The 26,556-nt window shown below is 60.5% G+C and carries 22 protein-coding genes; 10 read left to right on the top strand and 12 right to left on the bottom strand.

Annotated elements, in window-relative coordinates; genetic code table 11:
• Nucleotides 1-76: 76 nt before the first annotated feature.
• The 3 genes from ligB to KGB24_RS18465 all read right to left on the bottom strand — a co-directional run bounded on the left by ligB (nucleotide 77) and on the right by KGB24_RS18465 (nucleotide 4,207).
• Nucleotides 77-1,750 carry an NAD-dependent DNA ligase LigB gene (gene ligB / locus KGB24_RS18475; RefSeq protein WP_223414040.1) on the bottom strand — a complete coding sequence of 558 codons (1,674 nt, stop codon included), beginning with the start codon at nucleotides 1,748-1,750 and terminating at the stop codon, nucleotides 77-79.
• A gap of 252 nt (nucleotides 1,751-2,002) precedes the next feature.
• Entirely contained in the window at nucleotides 2,003-3,193 is a 1,191-nt protein-coding gene (metK, locus tag KGB24_RS18470) for a methionine adenosyltransferase (protein WP_008033298.1), read from the bottom strand.
• A gap of 18 nt (nucleotides 3,194-3,211) precedes the next feature.
• Entirely contained in the window at nucleotides 3,212-4,207 is a 996-nt protein-coding gene (locus KGB24_RS18465) for an ArsR/SmtB family transcription factor (RefSeq protein ID WP_008033297.1), read from the bottom strand.
• Between the two features lie 260 nt (nucleotides 4,208-4,467).
• On the opposite strand from KGB24_RS18465, the gene tkt reads away from it, so the two are divergent.
• The 6 genes from tkt to fba all read left to right on the top strand — a co-directional run bounded on the left by tkt (nucleotide 4,468) and on the right by fba (nucleotide 10,821).
• Nucleotides 4,468-6,465, top strand: coding sequence for a transketolase (gene tkt, locus KGB24_RS18460; RefSeq protein WP_223414041.1), 1,998 nt, complete (start codon nucleotides 4,468-4,470; stop codon nucleotides 6,463-6,465).
• A gap of 179 nt (nucleotides 6,466-6,644) precedes the next feature.
• Complete coding sequence (gene epd / locus KGB24_RS18455; protein ID WP_008033294.1) at nucleotides 6,645-7,697, top strand: erythrose-4-phosphate dehydrogenase; 1,053 nt, start codon at nucleotides 6,645-6,647, stop codon at nucleotides 7,695-7,697.
• A gap of 12 nt (nucleotides 7,698-7,709) precedes the next feature.
• A complete protein-coding gene (locus tag KGB24_RS18450; protein WP_223414042.1) occupies nucleotides 7,710-8,873 on the top strand; it encodes a phosphoglycerate kinase in 1,164 nt (387 codons plus the stop codon).
• A gap of 34 nt (nucleotides 8,874-8,907) precedes the next feature.
• A complete protein-coding gene (locus tag KGB24_RS18445; RefSeq protein ID WP_008033291.1) occupies nucleotides 8,908-9,129 on the top strand; it encodes a hypothetical protein in 222 nt (73 codons plus the stop codon).
• 56 nt (nucleotides 9,130-9,185) lie between these two features.
• Complete coding sequence (locus tag KGB24_RS18440; protein WP_008045002.1) at nucleotides 9,186-9,518, top strand: MliC family protein; 333 nt, start codon at nucleotides 9,186-9,188, stop codon at nucleotides 9,516-9,518.
• Between the two features lie 238 nt (nucleotides 9,519-9,756).
• Complete coding sequence (gene fba, locus KGB24_RS18435) at nucleotides 9,757-10,821, top strand: class II fructose-bisphosphate aldolase (RefSeq protein ID WP_007981624.1); 1,065 nt, start codon at nucleotides 9,757-9,759, stop codon at nucleotides 10,819-10,821.
• A 192-nt stretch (nucleotides 10,822-11,013) separates the two neighbouring features.
• Here the strand turns inward: fba and KGB24_RS18430 are convergent, their stop codons facing one another.
• Entirely contained in the window at nucleotides 11,014-11,682 is a 669-nt protein-coding gene (locus KGB24_RS18430) for a polysaccharide lyase family 7 protein (protein ID WP_223414043.1), read from the bottom strand.
• A gap of 322 nt (nucleotides 11,683-12,004) precedes the next feature.
• Here KGB24_RS18430 and KGB24_RS18425 point away from each other — a divergent pair, with 322 nt between their 5' ends.
• From KGB24_RS18425 to KGB24_RS18415, 3 genes are read left to right on the top strand one after another with little or no spacing between them, the layout of a single operon-like run.
• Nucleotides 12,005-14,128 carry a putative bifunctional diguanylate cyclase/phosphodiesterase gene (locus KGB24_RS18425; protein ID WP_008033288.1) on the top strand — a complete coding sequence of 708 codons (2,124 nt, stop codon included), beginning with the start codon at nucleotides 12,005-12,007 and terminating at the stop codon, nucleotides 14,126-14,128.
• 46 nt (nucleotides 14,129-14,174) lie between these two features.
• Complete coding sequence (locus tag KGB24_RS18420) at nucleotides 14,175-14,666, top strand: YgjP-like metallopeptidase domain-containing protein (protein WP_223414044.1); 492 nt, start codon at nucleotides 14,175-14,177, stop codon at nucleotides 14,664-14,666.
• A 15-nt stretch (nucleotides 14,667-14,681) separates the two neighbouring features.
• Nucleotides 14,682-14,978 (top strand): helix-turn-helix domain-containing protein, encoded by a 297-nt coding sequence (locus KGB24_RS18415; RefSeq protein ID WP_008033286.1) that lies wholly within the window; start codon nucleotides 14,682-14,684, stop codon nucleotides 14,976-14,978.
• A gap of 98 nt (nucleotides 14,979-15,076) precedes the next feature.
• Here KGB24_RS18415 and KGB24_RS18410 read toward each other — a convergent pair whose 3' ends face one another.
• Nucleotides 15,077-15,529: a GNAT family N-acetyltransferase gene (locus KGB24_RS18410; RefSeq protein WP_008033285.1), complete on the bottom strand. Its 453-nt coding sequence runs from the start codon at nucleotides 15,527-15,529 to the stop codon at nucleotides 15,077-15,079.
• A gap of 256 nt (nucleotides 15,530-15,785) precedes the next feature.
• Between KGB24_RS18410 and KGB24_RS18405 the strand changes: the two genes are divergently transcribed.
• On the top strand, nucleotides 15,786-16,523 hold the full coding sequence (locus KGB24_RS18405) for a substrate-binding periplasmic protein (RefSeq protein WP_008033284.1): 738 nt from the start codon (nucleotides 15,786-15,788) through the stop codon (nucleotides 16,521-16,523).
• Nucleotides 16,524-16,637: 114 nt separating this feature from the next.
• Here KGB24_RS18405 and yccS read toward each other — a convergent pair whose 3' ends face one another.
• The 7 genes from yccS to KGB24_RS29440 form a co-directional block, all read right to left on the bottom strand.
• On the bottom strand, nucleotides 16,638-18,821 hold the full coding sequence (gene yccS / locus KGB24_RS18400) for a YccS family putative transporter (RefSeq protein ID WP_223414045.1): 2,184 nt from the start codon (nucleotides 18,819-18,821) through the stop codon (nucleotides 16,638-16,640).
• 223 nt (nucleotides 18,822-19,044) lie between these two features.
• Complete coding sequence (locus KGB24_RS18395) at nucleotides 19,045-20,223, bottom strand: NAD(P)/FAD-dependent oxidoreductase (protein ID WP_223414047.1); 1,179 nt, start codon at nucleotides 20,221-20,223, stop codon at nucleotides 19,045-19,047.
• A 142-nt stretch (nucleotides 20,224-20,365) separates the two neighbouring features.
• Nucleotides 20,366-21,703 carry an ATP-dependent RNA helicase DbpA gene (gene dbpA, locus KGB24_RS18390; protein ID WP_230427581.1) on the bottom strand — a complete coding sequence of 446 codons (1,338 nt, stop codon included), beginning with the start codon at nucleotides 21,701-21,703 and terminating at the stop codon, nucleotides 20,366-20,368.
• 105 nt (nucleotides 21,704-21,808) lie between these two features.
• Nucleotides 21,809-23,236, bottom strand: a complete 1,428-nt coding sequence (gene mdtD, locus KGB24_RS18385; RefSeq protein ID WP_223413605.1) for a multidrug transporter subunit MdtD — start codon at nucleotides 23,234-23,236, stop codon at nucleotides 21,809-21,811.
• A 167-nt stretch (nucleotides 23,237-23,403) separates the two neighbouring features.
• Nucleotides 23,404-24,741, bottom strand: coding sequence for a TldD/PmbA family protein (locus KGB24_RS18380; RefSeq protein ID WP_223413606.1), 1,338 nt, complete (start codon nucleotides 24,739-24,741; stop codon nucleotides 23,404-23,406).
• Nucleotides 24,741-26,183 (bottom strand): TldD/PmbA family protein, encoded by a 1,443-nt coding sequence (locus KGB24_RS18375; RefSeq protein WP_223413607.1) that lies wholly within the window; start codon nucleotides 26,181-26,183, stop codon nucleotides 24,741-24,743. Before KGB24_RS18375 ends, KGB24_RS18380 begins: the two co-directional genes overlap by 1 nt.
• Before the next feature lie 276 nt (nucleotides 26,184-26,459).
• On the bottom strand, nucleotides 26,460-26,556 hold a 97-nt coding region (locus tag KGB24_RS29440; RefSeq protein ID WP_411741943.1), incomplete at its 5' end, for a hypothetical protein.

Here is a 26,556-nt window from a genome sequence, read left to right as displayed (position 1 = left end):
ATCGGGTCGATAGGGCGATGGGCGTTTGAGCTCGTCGGCCTCTTTGGGTTCCCGGGCGGGCGAGCATCTGCGGTTGCTAAAAACCGTCGATCCCCGCCGCACGTAATGTGTCGCTCAAGGCCAGGACCTGCGGGTCGCGGAAAAATGCGCTCAATTGCGCCGCGCGTCCCGGGCCGATGCCGGCTTCGGCCTGCCATTGTTCGGTGTTTCGTTGTGCCAGTTCCTGCCAGGAGTCGGCGAGGTTTGCCTGGCCGGTCGGTGGTAAACCCAGGGCTTTGAGCCAACGAGCAAAAGGGCGTTGGCGGGCACTGTTGAAACTGTTTAGAAGACGAGTACTGCTGCGCTCGCCGAAGCCGTTAATGTTAGCAAGCTCTTGAGCATCGAGGGTCAACCAATCCAGCAGGCCGTTCAGGTGGCCTGTTTCGAAAAGTTTCTCCCACGTTCCCGGGCCGACATGAGGCATGGCCAACCCTTGCTTGCCACTGAGCCAGGTCAGTCGCGCGAGAAACTGGCTTTCACAGCCTGGCGTCGGTTGCCAACAACTCAAATGATGAAAGTCGGTTGCCAGCGGCGCGTTCAAGGCTGGGCGTTCGGCGGCGCGTAATACGACGCCGTCGAGCCGGGGAATGGTCAGCCCCGCGAGGCTGATTGACACCTGATCACCGGGGCGGATGTCCAGCTCCTCCCAGCGCCGCAGTGAGCTGACGCTGACACGCTTGATCTGCCGGTCATCGAGCGTCACCGGTTTCAAGTCCAGCACGGGTGTGATCCGTCCGGTGCGACCGACCTTGAAGTCGACTTTGCGTACTTCGGCCAACGCCTGGACAAAGGGGTATTTCCAGGCGACGGCCCAGTACGGTGTTTTTGCCTGCCAACGCTCGGCCGAAGGCCGTTGGCTCTGGCGCAGGACCACACCGTCACTGGCAAAGGGCAGGGGCGAGCGGTACCAGTGATCGCGCCAGCGTTCGGCATCGGCAAACGTCTGTACCGGCTGACTGTAAGGCGCGATGCTCGGCAAACCCAGCTCATCCAGAGCGGCGATGCGAGCAGGCAAACCGGCCGGGCCTTGTGGCCAGTCCCAGATAAACAGGCCAATGCCGGTGGCCTGCTCAGGGTTGAGTTCCTTGCGCGCCATCAAGCCGGCCACGGTGGCGCGGGCATTGAGGCTTCCGGCCTTGACTTGCACATGGTCGGCCAGTCGCCAATAGAGTTCGCCTTGCACCAGCAGGTCCAGCGGTTGCGACAGTTGCCGGGGGATGGCGGGGATCAGTCGCGCCGAGGCCGTCCAGTCTTGCCCGTTTATTCCGTCGCCGCGACTGATTGCCTGGTGCAGTGCGCCCTTGCGGTAAATCAGCGTCACCGCCACACCATCGACTTTGGGTTGTACCCAGAGGTCCTTGCGATCGCGTATCCAGGTTTCGGCTGCACGACCATCTCGCACTTTTTCCAGGCCTGTGTGGGCAATGGGGTGGGCAATTTTGCCGCCAGCCGTGCGTAATGGTTCGGGCGTCAGGCCCAAGTCAAAGCAACTGCGCCATTCGGTGAGGCGAGCGAGGGCTTGATCGTAAAGTTCGTCGGCAACCAGCGAGCGGCCATGGCGGTGATAACTGTCATCCCAGGTGTCGATTTGTTTTTGCAGGGTGGTGATTTCTTCCAGAGCCCTGTCGGGTGGCCAGTCGGGGCAGTCGGCTGCGGTTGTAGTGAGGCAAAAAAAGCTCAGAAAAAAAACAGAAAACAGGCGCAGAAGCATCGTGAGCGTCCTTGCTCAAGGGGAGTGCTTGAAGGCTAGTCAGTATTTGCTGGCAGGGGCGGTGGGTGTTTTGCCTGGTGTTTCCGGGGGACTGGGCTGGCCTCTTCGCGAGCAGGCTCGCTCCTACAGGGAAATGCATTCCAATGTAGGAGCGAGCCTGCTCGCGATGGGGGCGACTCGGTCTCAAAGGCAAGACAATAAAAAGCCCCGCACGGCGAACCGTGCAGGGCTTTTGGTACCGCCGGGGAGGTCTTACAGGCCGGCAGCCGAACGCAGGTCGTCGGCGCGGTCGGTTTTTTCCCAGGTGAACGTGGTGAAGGTGTCTTCGCCCACGGTCTTGGTCGCCGGGGTGCGACCGAAGTGGCCGTACGCTGCGGTTTCCTGGTACATCGGGTGCAGCAGGTCAAGCATGGTGGTGATTGCGTATGGACGCAGGTCGAACACTTCGCGAACCAGTTTGACGATTTTGTCGTCGCTGATTTTGCCGGTGCCGAAGGTGTTCAACGAGATCGAAGTCGGCTGGGCAACACCGATCGCGTAGGAAACCTGAATCTCGCAACGCTCGGCCAGGCCGGCAGCGACGATGTTCTTCGCCACGTAACGACCGGCGTAGGCCGCGGAACGGTCAACCTTCGATGGATCTTTACCGGAGAACGCGCCGCCGCCGTGACGGGCCATGCCGCCGTAGCTGTCGACGATGATCTTGCGACCGGTCAGACCGCAGTCACCCACTGGGCCGCCAATGATGAACTGGCCAGTCGGGTTGATGTGGAACTGGGTGTCTTTGGTCAGCAGTTCGGCAGGCAGCACGTGCTTGACGATCAGCTCCATCACGCCTTCGCGCAGGTCTTTGTACGACACTTCGGGGTTGTGCTGGGTCGACAGTACAACAGCGTCGATACCGACAACCTTGCCGCCTTCGTAACGGCAAGTCACTTGCGACTTGGCGTCCGGGCGCAGCCAAGGCAGCAGGCCGGATTTACGGGCTTCGGCCTGGCGTTGAACCAGCTGATGCGAGAAGGTGATCGGTGCTGGCATCAGCACGTCGGTTTCGTTGCTGGCGTAGCCGAACATCAGGCCCTGGTCGCCGGCGCCCTGATCTTCAGGCTTGGCACGGTCAACGCCCTGGTTGATGTCAGGGGACTGCTTGCCGATGATGTTCATCACACCGCAAGTGGCGCCGTCGAAGCCGACATCGGAGCTGTTGTAGCCGATGTCCAGAATGACGTTACGCACGATTTCTTCCAGGTCGACCCAGGCCGACGTGGTGACTTCACCTGCGATGATTGCCACGCCGGTTTTTACCAGCGTTTCGCACGCCACACGGGCGAACTTGTCTTCAGCAATGATGGCGTCCAGCACCGCATCGGAAATCTGGTCGGCGATTTTGTCCGGATGCCCTTCAGACACGGACTCGGAGGTGAAGAGGGAGTATTCGCTCATCTCGATTTTTTCCTGAATTTACCGATGGTGAGTGTCGCCAGTTGGCCGCTGAAAGTGGCGGACCTGAATCTGGAAACCATTACGTAAGCCTACATAGAGGCTTTCCCCGGGAACGAGTCCCGCAGCGGTGGCCCAACGGGCCAGATCGTCCTGTTCAAACCCCAACCAGAGATCACCGCAGGCCTCCCTGGCCCAACTCTGGTTGTGGCTACATAACTCTGTCACAAGCAGGCTACCGCCCGGTTGCAGCAATTTGGCCATGTGCTTGAGCGCATCGGCCGGCGCGGCAAAGTGGTGCAGCACCATGTTCAGTACAACGCAATCGGCCTTGAGGCTTACGCCATTCAATGCATCGGCCAGTTGCAGGCTGACGTTAGCCAGCGTTTCACGTTCGCAGACCTGTCGCGCCAGTTCGAGCATCGCCTGGCTGTTGTCCAGCGCGGTGACGTGAGTGAAACGGCGCGCCAGTTCCGGCAGAAAAGCACCGTCGCCAGGGCCGACTTCTATGGCCGTGGCGCCTTCACTGAAGCTCAGTTTGTCGAGCAAGGCCACCACGCTTTCGCGGTACTGCGGCAGGCCGGCAATCAGGTCTTGCTGGGCGCGAAACTTCTCCGCGACCCGTGAGAAAAAGTCTTGGCTGGCCGCTGCGCGTTGCCCGTGGACCTGACCGATCCGCGACTGCACATCGGCAGGCAGGGTCAGGTTGTCCACTTCTTCGAGCAGCGCGGCGTGCAACTTGCCGCCAAGCAGGTCGGTGTGGGGCAGGGCGCGACGGTAGAAAATCGCGTTGCCTTCACGGCGTGTCGCCACCAGGTCGGCCTGGGCCAGTACCTTGAGGTGATGACTCATGCCCGACTGGCCGATACCGAAGATCTGCGCCAGTTCCAGCACGCCAAACGAATCGTTGGCCAGCGCGCGCAATACATTCAGCCGCAGAGGATCGCCACCGGCCTTGCACAGGGCCGCCAGCTCATCGCACTCGTCATGTTGAATGGAAGGCACGCGTAAATTCATAGGGCCAGCAGTCTAGTGACGGTCAGAAAGTACCGCAAGAGCAATATCAAAAAGTTTTGATATTGCTCGATGGGTGGCACTTCTGATGACTTGTTCCGCTCTACAAACGAATAGCAGAAAGGTTTCACCAGCCGAAACCGTCTTTATCCATTGGAAAAACGCCTTCAGATGACTATCTGTCATTGCCGCGAGGCATGCCTGTGAGGGAAAATGCTCGCCTTTTTTCCGTTTCGTTTTATTCAAACCCTAGGAGATCAGCGATGCCCAGCCGTCGTGAGCGTGCCAACGCCATTCGTGCCCTCAGCATGGATGCCGTGCAAAAAGCCAACAGCGGCCATCCCGGTGCCCCGATGGGTATGGCGGATATCGCCGAAGTACTTTGGCGTGACTACCTGAAGCACAACCCGAGCAATCCATCGTTCGCCGACCGTGACCGCTTCGTGCTGTCCAACGGCCACGGCTCGATGCTGATCTACTCGCTGCTGCACCTGACCGGCTACGACCTGTCGATCGATGACCTGAAGCAATTCCGTCAACTGCACAGCCGCACCCCGGGTCACCCGGAGCTCGGCTACACCCCGGGCGTTGAAACCACCACCGGTCCACTGGGCCAGGGTCTGGCCAACGCCGTGGGTTTTGCCCTGGCTGAAAAAGTCCTGGCGGCGCAGTTCAACCGTCCGGGCCACAACATCGTTGACCACCACACCTACGTGTTCCTGGGTGATGGCTGCATGATGGAAGGCATTTCCCACGAAGTCGGCTCGCTCGCCGGTACTTTGGGCCTGGGCAAGCTGATCGCCTTCTACGATGACAACGGCATCTCCATCGACGGCGAAGTCGAAGGCTGGTTCACCGATGACACGCCGAAGCGTTTCGAAGCCTACAACTGGCAGGTGATCCGCAACGTCGACGGTCATGATCCTGAAGAGATCAAGATCGCCATCGAGACCGCTCGCAAAAGCGCGCAGCCAACCCTGATCTGCTGCAAGACCACCATCGGTTTCGGTTCGCCGAACAAGCAAGGTAAAGAAGACTGCCACGGCGCCCCATTGGGTGACGCGGAAATCGCACTGACCCGTACTGCGTTGAAGTGGAACCACGGTCCGTTCGAAATCCCGGCCGACATCTACGCCGAGTGGGACGCCAAGGAAGCCGGCCGCGCTGCCGAAGCCGAGTGGGACCAGCGTTTCGCTGCCTACTCCGCCGCTTTCCCGACCGAAGCGAACGAACTGATTCGTCGTCTGAGCGGTGATCTGCCGGCCGACTTCACCGAAAAAGCCGATGCTTATATCGCTGAAGTCGCTGCCAAAGGCGAAACCATCGCCAGCCGTAAAGCCAGCCAGAACGCTCTCAACGCGTTCGGCCCGCTGCTGCCTGAGTTCCTCGGCGGCTCCGCTGACCTGGCCGGTTCCAACCTGACCCTGTGGAAAGGCTGCAAAGGCGTCACGGCTGAAGACGCCAGCGGCAACTACATGTACTACGGCGTACGCGAGTTCGGCATGACCGCCATCATGAACGGCGTTGCCTTGCACGGCGGCCTGGTGCCTTACGGCGCGACCTTCCTGATGTTCATGGAATACGCCCGCAACGCTGTGCGCATGTCGGCCTTGATGAAGCAGCGCGTGATCCACGTCTACACCCACGACTCCATCGGTCTGGGCGAAGACGGCCCGACTCACCAGCCTATCGAGCAACTGGCCAGCCTGCGCTGCACGCCAAACCTCGACACCTGGCGTCCTGCCGACGCCGTGGAATCGGCGGTGAGCTGGAAGTGCGCGCTGGAGCGCAAGGACGGTCCTTCGGCCTTGATCTTCTCGCGTCAGAACCTGCAGCACCAAACCCGCAACGCGATTCAGATCGAAGAGATCTCCCGTGGCGGTTACGTGTTGAAGGACTGTGCAGGCGAGCCTGAGCTGATCCTGATCGCCACCGGTTCCGAAGTCGGCCTGGCGGTTCAGGCTTATGACAAGCTGACCGAGCAGGGTCGCAAAGTGCGCGTCGTTTCGATGCCGTGCACCAGCGTGTTCGATGCCCAGGACGCCGGCTACAAGCAAGCGGTCCTGCCGTTGCAGGTCAGCGCCCGTATCGCCATCGAAGCCTCTCACGCGGACTACTGGTACAAGTACGTGGGCCTGGAAGGTCGCGTCATCGGCATGACCACCTACGGCGAGTCGGCGCCTGCGCCAGCCTTGTTCGAAGAGTTCGGCTTCACCCTGGAAAACATCCTGGGTCAGGCTGAAGAGCTGCTGGAAGACTAAGCACGACGCGGTGGTCTCATGACCACCGCAATCCCCTGTAGGAGCTGGCTTGCCAGCGATGGCGCCCGGTCAGGCAACATTTATGTTGAAGCTGATGACGTCATCGCTGGCAAGCCAGCTCCTACAAGGGTTGTGTTGAATATAAGAATGACGTCTGGCTGCGAATTATCGAGAACCCCATGCCTCAACCGCGTCCCTACAAAGTTGCACTCAACGGCTACGGCCGGATTGGTCGTTGCGTCTTGCGTGCGTTGTTTGAGCGAGGCTCGGCGGCCGGGTTTGAAATTGTCGCGATCAACGATCTGGCCGACATGGCCAGCATCGAATACCTGACACGCTTCGACTCCACGCACGGGCGTTTTCCCGGCGAGGTGAAGGTCGACGGCGATTGTCTGCATATTAATGGCGACTGCGTGAAGGTCCTGCGCAGTGCCACCCCCGAAGGCATCGATTGGGCGTCCCTGGGCGTCGATCTGGTGCTGGAGTGCTCCGGCGCTTACCACACCCGTGAAGACGGTCAGCGTTTCCTCGACGCCGGCGCGCCACGCGTGCTGTTTTCCCAGCCGATGGCCAGCGAGGCGGATGTCGACGCCACCATTGTCTACGGCGTGAACCAGGATTGCCTGACCGGCGACGAGCTGCTGGTGTCCAACGCATCCTGCACCACCAACTGCGGCGTGCCGCTGTTGCGCCTGCTGGATCAGGCCATCGGCCTGGAATACGTGTCGATCACCACCATCCACTCGGCGATGAACGATCAGCCGGTGATCGATGCCTATCACCACGAAGACCTGCGCCGCACGCGTTCGGCGTTTCAGTCGGTGATTCCGGTGTCCACTGGTCTGGCGCGTGGCATCGAGCGCCTGTTGCCGGAACTTGCCGGGCGAATTCAGGCCAAAGCCGTGCGGGTGCCGACAGTGAACGTGTCTTGCCTCGATATTACGATGCAGACCGTGAGCGATACCGACGCCACCGAGGTCAACCGGATTCTGCGCGAGGCTGCCACCAGCGGCCCGCTCAAAGGCCTGCTGGCCTACACCGAGCTGCCCCACGCAAGCTGTGATTTCAACCATGACCCACATTCGGCGATCGTTGATGCCAGTCAGACCCGAGTTTCCGGCCCACGGCTGGTGAACATCCTGGCCTGGTTCGACAACGAATGGGGTTTTGCCAACCGAATGCTGGACGTTGCAGAACACTATCTGCAAACAGCAACTTCAAAAAAACCGTAGGAAGTGCGACCCATGACCGTGTTGAAGATGTCCGACCTCGATCTGCAAGGTAAGCGCGTATTGATCCGCGAAGACCTCAACGTCCCAGTCAAGGACGGTGTTGTCACCAGCGATGCGCGAATCCTGGCCTCGCTGCCGACCATCAAGCTGGCCCTGGAAAAAGGCGCGGCCGTGATGGTCTGCTCGCACCTTGGCCGTCCGACTGAAGGCGAGTTTTCGGCCGAGAACAGCCTCAAGCCTGTCGCTGACTACCTGAGCAAGGCCCTGGGCCGCGAAGTGCCGCTGGTTGCCGATTACCTGGGCGGCGTTGACGTCAAGGCCGGCGACATCGTGCTGTTCGAAAACGTGCGCTTCAACAAGGGCGAGAAAAAGAACGCTGACGAACTGGCCCAGCAATACGCCGCCCTGTGCGACGTGTTCGTGATGGACGCCTTCGGCACCGCTCACCGCGCCGAGGGTTCGACCCACGGCGTGGCCAAGTTCGCCAAAGTCGCGGCCGCGGGCCCGTTGCTGGCCGCTGAACTGGACGCACTGGGCAAAGCCCTGGGCGCTCCAGCTCAACCAATGGCTGCCATCGTTGCCGGTTCCAAGGTGTCGACCAAGCTCGACGTACTGAACAGCCTGAGCCAGATCTGCAACCAACTGATCGTTGGCGGCGGCATTGCCAACACCTTCCTGGCCGCAGCCGGTCACCCGGTCGGCAAGTCCCTGTACGAACCAGACCTGCTGGACACCGCTCGCGCCATCGCCGCCAAAGTCAGCGTGCCGCTGCCGGTCGACGTGGTGGTCGCCAAGGAATTCGCTGAAAGCGCCGCTGCGACCGTCAAGCTGATCGCCGACGTTGCGGCAGACGACATGATCCTGGACATCGGCCCACAGACCGCGGCGAATTTCGCCGAGTTGCTGAAGTCGTCCAAGACCATCCTGTGGAACGGCCCGGTCGGCGTGTTCGAATTCGACCAGTTCGGTAACGGCACCAAAGTCTTGGCCCAGGCCATCGCCGAAAGCTCGGCATTCTCCATCGCGGGCGGCGGTGACACCCTGGCGGCCATTGATAAATATGGCGTTGCGGATCAGATCTCCTACATTTCTACCGGCGGCGGCGCATTCCTCGAATTCGTCGAAGGCAAAGTGTTGCCGGCCGTAGAAGTCCTGGAAAGTCGGGCCAAGGCCTGAGGTCGCTGATTTGACCAGGCAAAGGAGTGTTCAGATGGTCAAGACGCTAGCGTTGTTGATCGTCGCCGGTTCACTGGCGGCTTGCGGGAGTAACCCGAAGGCCGCACCGGAACCTGCGCCGCAATCGGTGCAAAAAAGCTGCTACCAGGCTGACTGGCAAGCGGAAACCAACCCGGTGCTCAACAAGCGTTCCGGGCCTGATGGCCTGGACAAATACGAAACACAGACCCCCGCCAAGGAACATGGTTGTCCTTGACGGGTCTGACTCCTTACTCAGGGCTGGCAGCGTGCGCCGTCAGTCGAGGAACACGGATGAAAGGTTTTATCGCCATTACGGCGCTGGTGCTGCTGGCAGGTTGCTCGAATTTTGACCTGTTCAAGCCGGCCCAATCGACGGACAGCTGGGCCACCTGGACCTGCGACAGCCAGGCCAAAGTGGTCTGGCGCTACACTGACGACAGCCACAAGGCCGTCGACGTGCGCCTCGGCGGGGCCGATCAGGTCTATCGCCTGAAGCTTGAGCCGGGCGCCGAAGGTTCGCTGTACAGCAACGACATGCTGGCGTTTCACATAAAAGGTGAGGAAGGCCTGGTTTACTGGGTCGCCACCAACGATTTGATCGGCCGCGGTTGTAAAGCCGAATAACAACGGCCGACGCAACTTCTGTAGGAGCTGGCTTGCCAGCGATGAGGCCCTTGAGGCGTGTGGTGTCTTCGCGGACGCCATCGCCGGCAAGCCGGCTCCTACAGGGGGATGTGCAGGTCAGTAGCGTAATACCGAATTCGCAGGCCGGGCTGACCCCCGATCTGCAATAACTTGAATAGCCGCCGCCGCTCCGGCAGGCTGGCACGATTAACGACCCAAACCGGGAGAGACACACACAATGGCACTTATCAGCATGCGCCAGATGCTGGACCACGCAGCCGAGTTCGGCTACGGCGTTCCAGCCTTCAACGTCAACAACCTTGAGCAGATGCGCGCCATCATGGAAGCCGCTGACAAGACTGACTCCCCGGTGATCGTCCAGGCGTCGGCCGGTGCTCGCAAATACGCCGGCGCACCGTTCCTGCGTCACCTGATCCTGGCCGCCATCGAAGAATTCCCGCACATCCCGGTGTGCATGCACCAGGACCACGGCACCAGCCCTGACGTCTGCCAGCGCTCCATCCAGCTGGGCTTCAGCTCGGTCATGATGGACGGCTCCCTGGGCGAAGACGGCAAGACGCCGACCGACTACGACTACAACGTCCGTGTTACCCAACAAACCGTTGCCATGGCTCACGCCTGCGGCGTTTCGGTAGAAGGCGAGCTGGGCTGCCTGGGTTCGCTGGAAACCGGCATGGCCGGTGAAGAAGATGGCATCGGCGCTGAAGGCGTTCTGGATCACAGCCAGATGCTGACCGACCCGGAAGAAGCTGCCGACTTCGTCAAACGCACTCAAGTCGACGCCCTGGCCATCGCCATCGGCACCAGCCACGGCGCGTACAAGTTCACCAAGCCGCCTACCGGCGACGTGCTGGCCATCGACCGCATCAAAGAAATCCACAAACGCATCCCGAACACCCACCTGGTAATGCACGGTTCGTCTTCGGTTCCGCAAGAGTGGCTGGCGATCATCAACCAGTACGGCGGCGACATCAAAGAAACCTACGGCGTACCGGTTGAAGAAATCGTCGAAGGCATCAAGCACGGCGTGCGCAAGGTCAACATCGACACTGACCTGCGTCTGGCATCCACCGGTGCGATGCGTCGCCTGATGGCCACCAACCCGAGTGAATTCGACCCGCGTAAGTTCTTCGGCGCGACCGTCACTGCGATGCGTGACGTGTGTATCGCTCGCTACGAAGCTTTCGGTACTGCCGGCAACGCTTCGAAAATCAAAGCGATTTCGCTGGAAGGGATGTATCAGCGTTATCTGAAAGGTGAGTTGAACGCCAAGGTTAACTAAGCCTTCAGCGTTTGAATTGCACAAAAAACCCGCCGAGAGGCGGGTTTTTTTATGGGCGATGACTCTTGGTTGAATGCGGTCATTGTAGGAGTGAGCCTGCTCGCGATGGCGGGGTGCCAGGCGACTTCAACGTTGAATGACACTCCGCCATCGCGAGCAGGCTCGCTCCCACAGGTTCAGCCGTGATTCACATCACTTATCGTGATCAATATCCAGTTTGCTAAATGTCACTTTACCGCCTTCACTGGTGTACCCGGTGTTGTCCTGCACATACACCCCGGCCTTGAAGTACAGCGGTTTGACCCGCCACGTGGCGCTGATGTTGGTGTCCCACTGATAACCCGCGGCACTGATGCCCAGCGCACCGCCAGGGCTGAGGTGGATGAGGTAGGAGAACTCCTGATCCAGTTTCACGCCGGTGGCGATGGTGATTACCCGGCCTTCGTCGTCATCGGGGTGCATGCGCACTTTGGCGACGATGTTGCCGGTCTTGGTGGTGGTCTTGTACTGATACTCGACCTTCACCATGGGTTTCTGGCTTTTGTAGGCGTGGATCTGGCCGATGACGATTTTGCCGGAACTCGGCACCTGGTTCACCGCCAGGGTGGCGCGCAGGGAATTGTCGGCGTCCGGGTAGTACCAGTTTTTCAGGGTGCCGTTGCTGTAGGTTTCCCGTAGTTCGGTGCGCGGATATTTCGCGTTTTCGGTTTTTGTGCCGGTTACCGGGGCCCAGAAAAACAGGGTGCCGGTGTCGGAGTGGAAGTATTGATCCTTGAACCCATTCACCAGTTTGGCCGTTTCAACGGTGTACGGCGGGTTACCGACGGGAACGCTGAGGTTCCAGGATGCGAGATCGATCATAGGCAAAGCTTCCACGAATTTTTGCGGCACGGACGTACCAGAAGCTCTAGCACGCGCCTTTGAGGGCGGTCTTTATAAGCGTAGAAGGCTATTTTGTTAACGTCTGTCTGACAAATGGATGACGTCAAAATCCTGTTAAAAGGCCATCTTTCCCGGTTTTAGCGGGCTGTAGAGGCGACCGTTAGTCGGGCAATGAACCCTTTAGTTAAATGATGGCGTACTGATATCTTCTGCTTTCGCGAATCCCGGTCTAGAGTGAAGACGTAACATTTGTCCGGTTTTCACGAGAAACCGGCCTGACGCCCCGACATAGAGAAGCAGCATGGAATGCGCGCAACCCACGCCAGCCGAAGGCAGCTCAACCCTTTTAATCGTCGATGATTACCCTGAAAACCTGATCAGCATGCGCGCGTTGCTGCAGCGCCAGGACTGGCAGGTGATCACTGCTGCGTCCGGTTTCGAAGCTCTCGGCCTTCTGCTCGAACACGATATCGATCTGGTGCTGCTGGATGTGCAGATGCCGGGCATGGATGGCTTTGAAGTGGCGCGCCTGATGCGCGGCAGTCAGCGCACCCGTCTCACGCCGATCATTTTCCTCACCGCCAACGAACAGTCCCAGGATGCCGTGATCAAGGGCTATGCCAGTGGAGCGGTGGATTACCTGTTCAAACCGTTCGACCCGCAGATTCTCAAGCCCAAAGTCCAGGCGCTGCTGGAGCATCAGCGCAATCGTCGGGCGTTGCAGCGCCTGAGCCACGATCTGGAGGTCGCACGCGCCTTCAACGCCTCGGTGCTGGACAACGCCGCCGAAGGCATCCTGGTGGTCGGCGAGGACGGTCTGATTCGCTTTGCCAACCCGGCGATGTCGCGACTGCTCAACGCCACGGTGCAAGACCTGCAAGGCAAAGAGTTTCTGGATTACCTGCAAAAGCCGCATATTGCGGTCTGGGCCGATTCCGAACTGCTGGCCGGTTACAAGCGCGGCGAAACCCTGCGCCTGCACGATGCGCTATTGCGTACGGCGCCGGGCCAGCAGGTGCCTGTCGCACTTTCATGCGCGCCATTGCCAACCGAGCAACACGCGATGGTGGTGACGGTGCTCGACATGTCGGTGGTGCGTCATCTGCATCAGCAGCTGGAATTTCAGGCGGTGACCGACCCGTTGACCGGCCTGCTCAATCGCCGTGGTTTCTATCAGACCGTGGAAAACCTGCTGCTGCGCGGTGAGCGTAACGACAGCGCCTGGGTGTTGCTGTACCTCGACCTCGACGGTTTTAAACGGGTCAACGATTCCCTTGGTCACGATGCCGGCGATCGCGTGTTGCGCTGGGTGTCCGAACAATTGAAGGCTTGCTTGCGACCCTTCGACATTCTGGCGCGCATGGGCGGCGATGAATTCACGGCGCTGCTCGATCTTGAGTTCCCCGAGCAAGCGGCCAAGATTGCCGAGAAACTGATTGAGCGGGTGTCGATCTGTCAGCAGATCGATGGGCTGGATATCGCCCTCGGCGCCAGTATCGGCATTGCCACGTATCCGGATTGCGGGGCCAATCTCGATGGTTTGCTGCGAGCGTCCGACATCGCCATGTACGAAGCCAAGCGTGCCGGGCGTCAGCAATATCGCTTCTATGACCATGACATGAACGGTCGGGCGCGCTCACGGCTGATGCTCGAAGAAAGTGTGCGCACCGCCATCGAAAACCGCGATTTCAATCTGGTGTATCAACCGCAGGTGGCCATTGCCGGAGGGCAGATTCGCGGGTTCGAAGCCCTGCTGCGCTGGCAGCATCCGAGCGTTGGCGACGTGCCGCCGGGGCTGTTTTTGCCGTTGCTGGAAGAGGCGCGGTTGATCAGTCGTCTGGGCAGCTGGATTTATCATCGCGGCGCCGGGCAACGCAAAGCTTGGGAAACCTTGTTTGCCGAAGACTTGGTGCTGGGCGTCAGCTTGAGCAGTACACAGTTCGGCATGCCCAACCTGGTCACCGAGTTGCGTCAGGTGCTGGAGCGCCATGGCTTGCAGGCGCGGCATCTGGAGGTCGAGGTCACGGAAGAGGCCTTGATGCACAACCCCGATGAAACTCGCAAACAACTGCGGCTGCTGCGCAATCTGGGGGTGCGGGTGGCGCTGGATGATTTCGGCTCCGGGCCGTGCTCGTTGTCGCATCTGCGGGACCTGGAACTGGACACGCTCAAGCTTGACCGGCATGTGATCGCCCGGTTGCCGGACTCCTCGCGGGATGCGGCGTTGGTGCGCAATGTGATCGACCTGTGCAAGCAGTACGGAATGCTGGTGATCGCCGAAGGCGTGGAAACCGTCGCGCAATATGAATGGTTGCAAGCCAATGGTTGCGAGTACGTGCAAGGTTTCCTGGTGGCGCGGCCGATGATAGCCGAGGACGTCGGCGACTTTGTGCGGCCGTTCGACTGGAGCACGTTGATCGACTGAATTCGCTACACTGGCGGCCTTTCAGTAATTGATGTTGCCTATCCCGATGACCGCGTTGAAATACCTTCAGGCCTATCCCGTAGAGTTGCAGAACCAGGTGCGCGGGCTGATCACCGAAGGTCGGCTGGGCGATTACCTGGACAAACGCTACCCGCAAAAGCACGACGTGCAGAGTGACAAGGCGCTGTATGCCTATGCCCTGGACCTCAAGCAGGAATACCTGCGTAACGCCCCGGCCATCGACAAAGTGTTGTTCGACAACCGTCTGGACCTGACCCACCGCGCCCTCGGCCTGCACACCACGATCTCGCGGGTGCAGGGCGGTAAACTCAAGGCCAAGAAAGAAATTCGCGTGGCCTCGCTGTTCAAGGAAGCGCCTTGCGAGTTTCTGAAAATGATCGTGGTGCATGAGTTGGCGCACTTCAAGGAATCGGATCACAACAAGGCGTTCTACAAGCTGTGCGAACACATGTTGCCGGGGTATCACCAGGTCGAATTCGATTTGCGGGTGTACCTGACGTGGCGGGAAATGCAGTAGCCAAGGAGTGTGTGGATGGACGTGAGCAAGACCAAGAGCAGTTTCTATCGCCGTTTATACGTGGCGTACCTGATCGACAGTGGGCTGGCCAGCAGCGTCCCGGCATTGACCGACGTGACCGGCATGCCCCGGCGCACGGCGCAGGACACCATTGCGGCGTTGGCGGATCTGGATATCGTTTGCGAGTTCGAGCAGGAAGAGGGCGCGCGCAACCATGCGGGGCGTTATCGGATTCGCGAGTGGGGAGCGATTGACCGGGGATGGATCGAGCGGAATTTGCGGCAGATTAAAGCGGTGTTGGAGTATCCCTAGCTCCTGCGGTGTTTGATCGGACGCCTTCGCGGGCAAGCCTCGCTCCTACAAGGGCAGAGCAAATCCTGTAGGAGCGAGGCTTGCCCGCGAAGAGGCCCTCAAGAACGACGCATCCCGATATGCGGAATGCCATCTTCCACGTATTCCTCACCCGCCACGACAAACCCGTACCGCCCGTAATACCCCTGCAAATGCGCCTGGGCCGACAGATAAACCGGCACATCAGGCCAACGCTTCGCAGCCTGCTTCAACGCCAGGGCGATCAGCTCATGACCCAACCCTTTGCCGCGCGCCTGCGGGGCGGTAAGCACCCGGCCGATCACCACGTCGCCGCCCTGTAATTCCGGGTCGAGCAAACGCAGGTACGCCACCAGCCGATCGCCGTCCCAGGCCATCAAGTGGCAGGTGTCACCCTCCAGATCCTGGCCGTCCACGTCCTGATAGACGCATTTCTGCTCCACAACGAAAACCTCTGAGCGCAGCTGCAGAATGGCGTACAGCTGCTCTTTGCCCAGATCACTGTGGTGCTTGCAGATCCAATCGATTGTCATCTTCACATTCCGTTGACCTAGTCGCTCCGATACTAATCGCCTCGGCGAAAGATGTCTTTATGGCAGAGAAATCTGTGACAAAGGCCAAAATGCCATCATTCAATTCGCGCGGCGTTGTCTTCTTTGTGTAATCTGGGCTGAAGCGCTGTGCAGTGGCTTCGATGAGCTAATGTTGGTACCTGGGTTTCGCCGGTACGGGGCCTTGGAGTTTTGGCTGAAAACACGTCGGGCAGCCGCCCGCTAAGGATTTTCGAGCATGCCGCGATTGCATCGAGCTTTGGCCTTGATCGGATTGCTGTTGCTGACTCAGAGCGCGGCAGCGGAAAAGCTGCGACTGGTAGCCGATGCCTGGCCACCCTTTACTGACGCGACGCTGCTCAATGGCGGCCTGGCGACGGACATTGTCAGCACCGCGCTGGCGCGAGCCGGCTATGCCAGTGACTTTGAACAGGTGCCTTGGGCACGCGCCCTGATGGGTGTGGGCGAAGGCCGTTACGATGTGCTGGTGAACGCCTGGTATACCGAAGAGCGCACCAGGCTCGGCCGGTTTTCCGGCGAGTACCTGCTCAACCGCGTGCGCTTTCTCAAGCGCAAGGACGCACCGATCGAATACAACAACCTGCAGCAACTGCACACTTACCCGATTGCAGTGGTACGCGGTTACGCCTATTCACCGGCGTTCGATGAGGACGCCTCGCTGCAGAAGGTCCCGGTGCACAGCTTCGCCATGGCCGTGCGCATGGTCGCTGCCGATAGGGTCAAGCTGACGCTGGAAGACGAATACGTCGCGCGTTATTACCTGGCCCGGGAGTCCGCCAAGGTGCGCAATGCCGTGGAGTTCCTGCCCAAGCCGTTGAGCGAGAACAGCCTGCACATTCTGGTCAGCCTGAAAAATCCGCACCATGAAGAGATCGTGGCCAGTTTCGACCGTGAGATTGCGGAGATGAAAGCGGATGGCAGTTATGAGCAGTTGATGAAGCAGCACGGGATGTAGTTTTTGCGGTGTTGCTGATGGCCTCTTCGCTGGCAAGCCTAGCTCCTACAGGTATCGCGAACCCTGTAGGAGCGTGGCTTGCCCGCGAAGAGGCCGGCCCACTCACCACACCTCTCAATCCTCGCCGGTGTCCTTGATCAAATGCGCCGCCAACGTCCGTAGCGGCCCCAACTGCCGGCAGATCAACGCCAACTGCGTCTGCACCAGCCGCTGCCCTTCATCGATTTCATCCGGCATCTGTTCCAGCTCATTGGCCAGTGCCTCTTCCTCATCACTCTGAATCGCAATCGGCAGTTTGCTCGCCAACCCTTGAGCGATTTCATCGATGCTCGCCGCCAGTTTCACGCCGGCCCCTTCGATCAATTGCTCGCGCACGTCCGCCGGCAGTTGGGTTTCACGGTGCGCACCCAGTCCTGACAAATAGCTGAGCAAGGTGTGCGACAACACCAGGAAGCGGAACCCTACATCTGCCTCCTTACGGAAATGCCCCGGCTCCATCAGCATGTTGGCGAGCGTCGTCGAGAGCGCCGCGTCGGCGTTGTGCGCGTTGCGCCGGGCCAGGCGATAAGCCAGGTCGTCGCTCTTGCCGGCGGCGTATTGCTGCATGATCTGGCGCAGGTAAATGCTGTTGCAGGTGAGGGTGTTGGCCAGCACTTTGTTCAAGCGTCGGCCCTGCCAGTCCGGCAGGAACAGGAACACCGCCAGGCCGGCGATCAGGCTGCCGAGCAAGGTATCGAACAGTCGCGGCAGGAACAGGCCGTAACCGTCGCCGACCTGGTTGAAGCAGAACAGCACCATCAGCGTGATCGCGGCCGTGGCCAGGGTGTAGCGGGTGGTGCGGTTGATAAAGAACACCACGCCGGCGGCGATGGCGAAGCACGACTGGATCAGCGGATTCGGGAACAGATCGAACAGCGCCCACGCCACGGTCAGGCCGATGGCGGTGCCGATGATCCGCTGACCGAGCTTGCGGCGGGTTGCGCCGTAGTTTGGTTGGCAGACGAACAGCGTGGTGAGGATGATCCAGTAACCCTGCGACGGGTGAATCAAATGCACCATGCCGTAGCCGATGCTCAATGCCAGGGGCAAACGCAGGGCATGGCGAAACAGCAGCGAGGTCGGCGTCAGCTGCGTGCGCAAGCGAATCCACACATCCTTGAGGCTGCGTGGCGAACGGTCGAGCAGGCTGCTGTCGGTGGCGTCGGCGAGGGCGTCGGGGTTGCTCGCATCGCTGAGCAAACGGTCGAGGGTGCCGAGGTTGGCGGCCAGGGCGCGCAAGGAGCGCAGCAGTCCGCGCCAGGCCGGGTTGCTCTGGACACGCAGGTGTTCAAGGGACGCATGCAAGTCGCTGAGGGCTTCGGCAAAGCTGGCGTCATAGATGAATGGCTGACGCATCTGGATCGATTCCGCCAGCGCTCGGCAAGCCTTGCCCTGTTGGCGCAGCAGGCGCTGACAGCGGAACAGCACGTCGCTGTGGAAAAAGGCGTCGGCCAGCGCGTTGTACGGATAGTGCGAGGAGCTGGCGCGCTCGTGGATGTCCTGAGCGAGGAAGTAGAGCTTCAGGTAACGGCTGACTTTCGAGCCCGGTCGACCGTTGCCGACCCGGTGCAGAATGATTTCCTTGGCAGCATTCAGGGCTGCCACGACCCGACCGTTTTGCTGGGCCAGTTCCAGTCGGCGCGCTTCCACGTCCATCTGCCGGATCGGCTCGAACAGCGAAGATTTCAACTTCAGGTAAAAGCCCAGTTCGCGGAACAACCGCGCCAGGCTCTGTTGCACCGGCTGGTTGGAAAACATCGCCTGCCACAACACCGAAAGCAAACCGTACCAGGCCGCGCCGGCCACCAGCAGCACCGGTTCGTGCCAGAAGTCGGTCACTGCGCCGCCGCGCTGGTCCACGCCGATCATGGTGTAGACCGACAGAATCAACGTCGCCGAGGCAATTGCGCCATAACGTTCGCCGAGCGCACCGAGCATGGTCAGGCAGAAAGCGGCCAATGCGAAAGCGATGATGAACAGGACGGGGTAGGGGAAGAGCAGTTCGACGGACAGGGCCGCGATGATGAAGCAAACCAGCGTTACGGCCAGTGAATTGAGGCGGCCCTGCCAGCTGTCGTCGGTTTCGGCCAGGGCGCTGGCGATGATCCCCAGGAACAACGGGATCAGCAGCCCCATTTCATCCTGATACCAACACAGCGCCATGCTGCCGGTCAGGGCGATGAACACCCGTACGCTGTAACTGAATTTATCCAGCGCCCAGAGGCGACGCAGGGACTGACGAAAAGGGGTCGATGGCATGAAGTGCGAGGGCCTTCCGAGGCAATGACGCTAAATTGAGCCAGTAATGACGCCGACGCAATGGCGCCGATCACATCTGACAGCAAAATCTGTTCCTTTATCGAACCACCCATAACCAATGTGGGAGCGAGCCTGCTCGCGATAACGGCCTGACAGTCGACATCAATGTCGAATATACCGGCCTCATCGCGAGCAGGCTCGCTCCCACAGGTTATTGGTTGTGTCAGACGAATTGCGCAGCGGCGTACCCGGAGGCCCAGGCCCACTGGAAGTTGAAACCGCCCAGATGCCCGGTCACGTCGAGCACTTCGCCGATGAAGTACAGCCCGGGGCTTTTCAGCGACTCCATGGTCTTGGACGAGACTTCGTTGGTGTCGACGCCGCCCAAGGTCACTTCGGCGGTGCGGTAGCCTTCGGTCCCGGCCGGCACCACTTTCCAGCTCGCCAGCTTCTCGGCGATGTCGGCAATTTCCGCGTGGGTGTATTGCTTCATCGGTTTGGAGACGAACCAGTTGTCCGCCAGCAGGTTGGCCATCTTCTTGGTGAAGATTTCACCGAGCAGGGTTTTCAACTCGCTGTTCGGACGTTCGGCCTGCTGCTGTTGCAGCCAGCTCGGCACATCGTGATCCGGCATCAGGTTGATCTCTACCGGGTCGCCGGATTCCCAGAACGAGGAAATCTGCAAAATCGCCGGACCGCTAAGGCCGCGATGGGTAAACAGGATGTTCTCGCGAAAGCTCTGATCGTTGCAGCTCACCAGGCAATCCACCGACGTACCGGACAGTTCGGTGCAAAGCTCTTTGAGCTGATCAGTGATGGTGAAGGGCACCAGGCCGGCGCGGGTCGGCAGCAGTTCGTGGCCAAACTGCTTCGCGACCTGGTAACCGAAACCGGTGGCACCGAGCGTCGGGATCGACAGGCCGCCCGTGGCGATCACCAAGGATTCACAGGTGATCTGGCCCAGTGTGGTGTCCAGCAGATAGCCGCTTTCCAGCTTCTCGATGGTCTGGATCGACGTGTCCAGGTGCAGGCTGGCGCCAACCTGATCGCACTCGTTGAGCAGCATTTCGAGGATGTCGCTGGATTTGTTATCGCAGAACAGTTGGCCGAGTTTCTTCTCGTGGTACGGCACGCCGTGCTTGGCGACCATGCCGATGAAATCCCACTGCGTGTAGCGCGCCAGTGCGGATTTGCAGAAGTGTTCGTTCTGCGAGAGAAAATTGCCCGGTTCGGTGTACATGTTGGTGAAATTGCAGCGGCCACCGCCCGACATCAGGATTTTCTTGCCGGCCTTGTTCGCGTGGTCGAGCAACATCACCTTGCGCCCGCGCCCGGCGGCGGTCAGCGCACACATCAACCCTGCGGCGCCAGCGCCAATGATCACGACTTCGGTAGAGCGCAAAACGGTGTCCTCTTAATGTTCACCACAAAACAAACTGTGGGAGCGAGCCTGCTCGCGATAGCGGGGTGTCAGACAACTAAATGTCATCTGATACTCCGCTATCGCGAGCAGGCTCGCTCCCACAGGGGGATGTGCGTTGTTCTTACAAGATACGAACGCGCAGCGAGCGGCCTTTGATCTTGCCGTCGTTCAGACGTTGCACTGCCTGCTTGGCAACTGCGCGTTCCACGGCCACGAACGCCTGGAAGTCGAAAATCGCGATCTTGCCAACCTGCGCGCCCGGAATCCCGGCATCGCCAGTCAATGCACCCAGAATATCGCCCGGACGCACTTTGTCTTTACGGCCAGCGCCGATGACCAGCGTGCTCATTTGCGGCAGCAACGGACCACCGCCCTGGGACTTGAGGTTGTCCAGCTGATCCCAGCTCAACGGCGACTTCTGCAGTTGCTCGATGGCCTGGGCGCGGTGCGCTTCGGACGGGGCGACCAGGCTGATCGCGATGCCTTTTTCACCGGCGCGGCCAGTACGGCCAACGCGGTGAATGTGGATTTCCGAATCACGCGCCAGTTCGACGTTGATCACCATGTCCAGCGCATCGATGTCCAGGCCGCGGGCGGCGACGTCGGTGGCAACCAGTACCGAAGTACTGCGGTTGGCAAACATCGTCAGCACCTGGTCACGATCACGTTGTTCCAGATCGCCGTGCAGGCCGACAGCGGAGATGCCTTTGGCGGTCAGGTGATCGACGGTTTCCTGAACCTGCTGCTTGGTGAAGCAGAAGGCCACGCAAGAGGCCGGGCGGTGATGCGCGAGGACTTTGACCACGGCGTCCATGCGCTCTTCCGGAGAGATCTCGTAGAAGCGCTGCTCGATCTGCGTGTCGTCGTGGAACGCCTCGGCCTTCACTTGCTGCGGGTTGCGCATGAACTTGGAGGCCAACTGCTTGATGCCCACCGGGTAAGTGGCGGAGAACAGCAGGGTCTGACGACGTTCCGGGCACTGGGCGATGATTTCTTCGATGGAGTCGTAGAAACCCATGTCGAGCATGCGGTCGGCTTCATCGAGGATCAGCGTGTTCAGGCCATGAAGCACCAGCGAACCTTTGCGCAGGTGCTGCTGGATGCGGCCCGGAGTGCCGACGATGATGTGCGCGCCGTGCTCCAGCGAGCCGATCTGCGGACCGAACGACACGCCGCCGCACAAGGTCAGGACCTTGATGTTGTCTTCGGCGCGGGCCAGACGACGGATTTCCTTGGCGACCTGGTCAGCCAGTTCACGCGTTGGGCAAATGACCAGCGCCTGGCAGCCGAAGAAACGCGGATTGATCGGGTTCAGCAGGCCGATGCCGAAGGCCGCAGTCTTGCCGCTGCCGGTCTTGGCCTGGGCGATCAGGTCCATCCCCTTGAGGATCACCGGCAAGCTTTGCGCCTGGATCGGCGTCATCTGGGCATAACCGAGGGAGTCGAGGTTAGCCAGCATGGCGGCGGACAGCGGCAAAGTATTAAAAGCGGTGGCGATGGTGGTCACGGGACTGGCCTGCAAAACAAAATGTCGCGCAGTGTACCAGTCCCATGGCCATTGGCCCTAAGGTTCGATGTGTTCTTCCGGACGCTTGACGCGCCGTCCGTCTTCTCTCGACAGCTGCGAAAAGATCGTCGCGGCCAGCATCGCCATGATTCCGACGGTCACAAACGTGAGTTGGAACGCGCCCAGCACCGTGTCCACGCCGTCGTTTCCGATCTCTGCCGTGAACCCGCCAAGCAGCGCACCGGCACATGCAACGCCCAGGCTCAGGGACAATTGCGCGACCACCGACAGCAGGCTGTTGCCGCTGCTGGCGCTGGCGTCATCGAGGTCGATCAGGGTCACGGTGTTCATCGCGGTGAACTGCAACGAGTTGATCGCGCCGAGAATCGCCAGCATGCCCAGCAGCAGCCAGTACGGCGTCTGCTCGCTGACCAGGCCCATGCTTGCCAGCATCAGCCCCAGCGCCAGGGTGTTGCCGGTCAGCACAATGCGATAACCCAGGCGCTCGATCAGTGGCCGCGCCACCGACTTGGCGACCATCGCCGCCGCTGCCAGCGGCAACATGCTCATCCCCGCCTGCGACGGCGAGTAGCCTAGCGCCACTTGCAGCAACAACGGCACGAGGAAGGGCAGTGCGCCGCTGCCGAGACGGGCGAACAGGTTGCCGAGGATGCCGACGGCGAACGTGCGGGTCTTGAACAGCGACGGCGCGAACAGCGGATTGTCGATGTGCCCGGCCCGTAGCCAGTACGCCGCCAGGCACGCCATGCCACCGAACAGCAGCAACATCACGCGCAGGTGCGGCAGGTGCAGTTCGCCGAGGCCTTCCATGGCGATGGTGATCAGCACCATCGCTGCGCCAAACAGCAAAAAACCGAGGCTGTCGAACCGCGTGCGTTCAGTGCCGCGCAGGTCGGGGATGAATTTCCATACGGCGTAGCAACCGACGACGCCAACCGGCAGGTTGATCAGGAAGATCCAGTGCCACGTCAGGTATTCCACCATCCAGCCGCCCATGGTCGGGCCGATCAAGGGGCCGAGCAGGCCGGGAATGGTAATGAAGCCCATGATCCGCACCAGTTCCGAGCGCGGATAGGCCCGCAGCACCACCAGCCGCCCGACCGGCAGCATCAGCGCACCGCCCAGGCCCTGAATCACCCGGGCGCCGATCAGCATGCTCAGGCTGCTCGACAAGGCGCAGAGCAACGAGCCGAAACTGAACAGCAGGATCGCACCGAAGAAGATTTTCTTGGTGCCGAAGCGGTCGGCGATCCAGCCCGAGGCGGGGATCAGCAACGCGACGGTGAGCATGTAGGCGATGATCACGCCCTGCATGCGCAGCGGGTCTTCCGCCAGATCGCGGGCCATGGCCGGCAGGGCGGTGTTGAGGATGGTCCCGTCGAGGGACTGCATGAAGAAGGCAATGGCGACGACCCACGGCAACCAGCGGGCGGTGACAGCGTCGAGAGGCGGGCGGTTGGGCATGGGACCTCAGGTTTTGAGTCGCAGAAATTTCGGTGTTTCCCCAATCCCTGTAGGAGCTGGCTTGCCAGCGATGGCGGACTGTCAGCCGACAATGATGTTGGATTTGCCGGCCTCATCGCTGGCAAGCCAGCTCCTACAGGTTTTGCGTCGTTACGGGTTTTGCGGGGTTACAGGGTCAAGGTCAGTTTGCTGATCAGCGCGCCCGGCAACAGTGCCGATGCCGTGGCCCGCTGGCTGTAAGTGCTCGCCGACAGCAACAACTCGCGCTCTTCGGTCAACGCTTCCAGCTGCGAACCCAGCAAACTGTAAGCACTGTCATCAAAACGCATGGTGCTGACCGGTGCCTGTATCTCGCCATTCTCGACCCAGAACGTCGCAAACCGCGTCATGCCGGTCATGCGTGCCATCGGTTGGTCCGAGTAATTCAGGTACCAGAGGTTGCTGATGTACAAACCCGTGCCCAGTTGCTTGAGGATCTCGGCATCGGCAAGCGCGCCTGGCGCCATGTTCAGTGCGGTCGGCGATTCACCGCCACCGGCGCCGTTGGCCGTCAGGCCGTATTCGGCGGCACTGCGAGAGTCGACCAATTGCGCATCGGCCTTACCTTCGACGATCAGTTTCAGGTCACTGCGTGGATAACCCTCCTCGGAAAATGCCGGGCTCAACGAACCGCTGACTTGCTCGTCAAGGGACACCAGCGGACTGAACGAGTGGTCACCCGCGTAGAGCTTCTGCAACGGACTGCTCTTGCTGGCAATCGACTGCGCCGAAAAGCCACCCCAGGACAACATGCCCATGATTTCTTCCAGCGCGGCCGGTGCCAGGTAAGCGCGATACTGACCCGGTGCCAACGTACGCAATGGCCGACCCAGAAACTCAAGCTGCTCACGCGCCTGCTGGAAGCGCCGGGAAAAACCTTCGCTGTTCCAGTCATGCCCGGCGTAGCTGGCTTTCACCGCCTGGCCGTTTGCATGAAACAGGCTGAAGTCGAAGTTGAAGCTGTTGGCCTGATGCCAGCCGAACGCGCCTGAAGAACTGGCGAAACCGCGACTGATCGGGCCGGCGGCGTAGAAACCCACCAGATCCAGCCCTTCGGCGGCCCGGGTGATTTCGGCGACCACTTGCTCGGTGTCCGGCAGCGGATGCTCCTGCACATTCTTGCTCTGCCAGCCGGTGTAGTTGAGCAGCAAGTACGGGTCCTGCGGCAGCAGCGGCAGGGTGTCGCGCAACTGTTGCAGGCCTTCGGCCAGACGCTGGGAGTCAACGTGAGCATCGCCCGACAGCGTGATGTCGAGGTCAGCGTGGCGGCCGTCGTTGATCAGTTTGAGACCGACGCTCGCCTGTTGCACCTGCCCGGCCTGCCGCACCTTGGCATGATTGAAACGCACGAAGGCCGACGACTCGGCGGCGTAGCTGAGGGTGAATTGCTCCGGTTCGCGAATTGCCTCGCGCAACCCGTTGACCAAGGCCTTGAACGAATCAGCCTGACTTTTTGAAGTGCTCATCAGGCGTCTCCCCCAAATACATCCACGTTGCTGAACACGCAGGCCGGTGATGCATGGCCGACACGGATCACCTGATTCGGTTCGCCCTTGCCGCAGTTCGGCGTGCCCAGAATCTTGAAGGTGCTGGCGTCGCCAACGGCGCTGAGGCTTTTCCAGAACTGCGCGGAAATCGCCCGGTAGTTCGGGTTCTTCACCACGCCTTTGAGTTCGCCGTTTTCGATCAACTGGCCCCATTCGCAGCCAAACTGGAACTTGTTGCGCGCATCGTCGATGGACCAGGAACGGTTGGTGCTCATCAAAATACCGTGCTCGATGTTGCCGATCAGTTGTTCCAGCGGCTGGTCGCCGGGCTCGATATTGAGGTTGGCCATGCGGTCTATCGGTGGGCGGTTCCAGCCGCAGGCACGGCTGTTGGCAACGCCGTCCATGCCGGCGCGGAACTGCGAAAGTGCGCCGCCCAATGGACGCAGGAGCAAGCCCTGCTTGATCAGGAATTGCTTACTCGCGGCAGTGCCGTCGTCGTCATGACCGTAGCTGGCGAGCTGCTCGGGAATGTCCGGGTCGAAGGTGACGTTCAGCAGTTTCGAACCGTACTGCAAATGGCCAAAGTCTTCGGCCTTGACGAAACTGGTGCCAGCGTAATTGCGCTCGTCACCGAGGATGCGATCGAGTTCCAGCGGGTGACCGATGGATTCGTGGATCTGCAGCATCATCTGATCGGGCATCAGCAACAGGTCGCGCGGGCCTTGCGGCGTGTTCGGCGCGAGCAGCAATTGCAATGCTTGATCGGCAACTTTTGGACCGGCGCCGATCAGGCCGCAACGGCTGATGACATCAGCACTGCCTTGCTGACCGAAGTTCTCGCGGCCGAGGCTGCGGGTCTGGCTGTCGTTGCCGTCGTAGGCCGTGACATCGAGGCCCGGATAGACGAAACGCTGGGCCTGGCGCAGTTCGGCGCCGGCGCTGTTGAGGTAGATCTGCTCGACATGGGTGATGCCGATGCTGACCTGCCAGTTCACCAGTCGCTCGTCCTTGGGCACCGCCGCGGATTCGGCGCCGAGCAGTTGGTAGCAATCGCTCAGGGACGGGAAGGGCTGGTCGAGGTTCGGCGAAAAATAGTCGGCGCGGTCGCTGGAAACGGCTTGCTCACGAAGGTCGAGCAGCGCGTGAGGCTTGAGCAGGCGAGCTTGTTGCTCGGCTCGGTCCAGCGCCGATTGCAGGCCTTGCGGCGACAGGTCGTTGGTCGCGGCGTAGGCTTCAACGCCGTTGACACGAACGGTCAGCATCGCGCCTTCGTCACGACTCAGGCTCGGAGGTTCGGCAACGTTCTTGCGCACCGACAGGTACTGGCCGGACTCGCGCACGTATCGCAGAGAAAAGAATTCAGCGCCCGTGCGCAAGGCAGCAAAGCGCTGCTTGAGCTGGGGGTGGAAATCGAACATTCGGAAACCTCCTTGGTCTGGAGTGACGATGCAGCGGTGTTGCGAAGGGGGGGTGAAACGTTTGCGTGGCGCTAGATTAGGCTTGCGCGGGGAGGGATATCAAGGGCGGAGCGGTGTGGCAAGAAATTACCGGGAGAGGTGTGGTGTTTGGTCTGTCCCCTTCGCGGGCAAGCCTCGCTCCTACAGGGTTGGTGTCGATCACGAATTTTCGGTACACCGCCAACCCTGTAGGAGCGAGGCTTGCCCGCGAAGGGCGCGCCTCGGTATTACGCCTTACTAAGCAGTAGGGCTCACATCCCGCAACGGCTTGCCTTTCACCGGAGCATCACCGGCCACGTAGTAGCTGGCAGTGCTGCGCGGCAATGGCTTGCGA

The sequence above is a fragment of the Pseudomonas sp. BF-RE-25 genome (assembly GCF_019956105.1).
Lineage (GTDB): Bacteria > Pseudomonadota > Gammaproteobacteria > Pseudomonadales > Pseudomonadaceae > Aquipseudomonas > Aquipseudomonas migulae.
The sequence above is the reverse complement of the archived record's forward strand: the minus strand, read 5'-3'. Positions and strand labels throughout refer to the sequence as shown.

Coding starts and splice junctions, on each gene's coding strand:
- fba (WP_007981624.1), top strand. CDS start 9,757: ATGGCACTTATCAGCATGCGCCAGATGCTGGACCACGCAGCCGAGTTC.
- KGB24_RS18415 (WP_008033286.1), top strand. CDS start 14,682: ATGGACGTGAGCAAGACCAAGAGCAGTTTCTATCGCCGTTTATACGTG.
- KGB24_RS18420 (WP_223414044.1), top strand. CDS start 14,175: ATGACCGCGTTGAAATACCTTCAGGCCTATCCCGTAGAGTTGCAGAAC.
- KGB24_RS18430 (WP_223414043.1), bottom strand. CDS start 11,682: ATGATCGATCTCGCATCCTGGAACCTCAGCGTTCCCGTCGGTAACCCG.
- KGB24_RS18440 (WP_008045002.1), top strand. CDS start 9,186: ATGAAAGGTTTTATCGCCATTACGGCGCTGGTGCTGCTGGCAGGTTGC.
- KGB24_RS18375 (WP_223413607.1), bottom strand. CDS start 26,183: ATGTTCGATTTCCACCCCCAGCTCAAGCAGCGCTTTGCTGCCTTGCGC.
- KGB24_RS18445 (WP_008033291.1), top strand. CDS start 8,908: ATGGTCAAGACGCTAGCGTTGTTGATCGTCGCCGGTTCACTGGCGGCT.
- metK (WP_008033298.1), bottom strand. CDS start 3,193: ATGAGCGAATACTCCCTCTTCACCTCCGAGTCCGTGTCTGAAGGGCAT.
- epd (WP_008033294.1), top strand. CDS start 6,645: ATGCCTCAACCGCGTCCCTACAAAGTTGCACTCAACGGCTACGGCCGG.
- KGB24_RS18465 (WP_008033297.1), bottom strand. CDS start 4,207: ATGAATTTACGCGTGCCTTCCATTCAACATGACGAGTGCGATGAGCTG.
- KGB24_RS18425 (WP_008033288.1), top strand. CDS start 12,005: ATGGAATGCGCGCAACCCACGCCAGCCGAAGGCAGCTCAACCCTTTTA.
- yccS (WP_223414045.1), bottom strand. CDS start 18,821: ATGCCATCGACCCCTTTTCGTCAGTCCCTGCGTCGCCTCTGGGCGCTG.
- mdtD (WP_223413605.1), bottom strand. CDS start 23,236: ATGCCCAACCGCCCGCCTCTCGACGCTGTCACCGCCCGCTGGTTGCCG.
- KGB24_RS18380 (WP_223413606.1), bottom strand. CDS start 24,741: ATGAGCACTTCAAAAAGTCAGGCTGATTCGTTCAAGGCCTTGGTCAAC.
- KGB24_RS18410 (WP_008033285.1), bottom strand. CDS start 15,529: ATGACAATCGATTGGATCTGCAAGCACCACAGTGATCTGGGCAAAGAG.
- ligB (WP_223414040.1), bottom strand. CDS start 1,750: ATGCTTCTGCGCCTGTTTTCTGTTTTTTTTCTGAGCTTTTTTTGCCTC.
- dbpA (WP_230427581.1), bottom strand. CDS start 21,703: ATGCTGGCTAACCTCGACTCCCTCGGTTATGCCCAGATGACGCCGATC.
- KGB24_RS18450 (WP_223414042.1), top strand. CDS start 7,710: ATGACCGTGTTGAAGATGTCCGACCTCGATCTGCAAGGTAAGCGCGTA.
- tkt (WP_223414041.1), top strand. CDS start 4,468: ATGCCCAGCCGTCGTGAGCGTGCCAACGCCATTCGTGCCCTCAGCATG.
- KGB24_RS18405 (WP_008033284.1), top strand. CDS start 15,786: ATGCCGCGATTGCATCGAGCTTTGGCCTTGATCGGATTGCTGTTGCTG.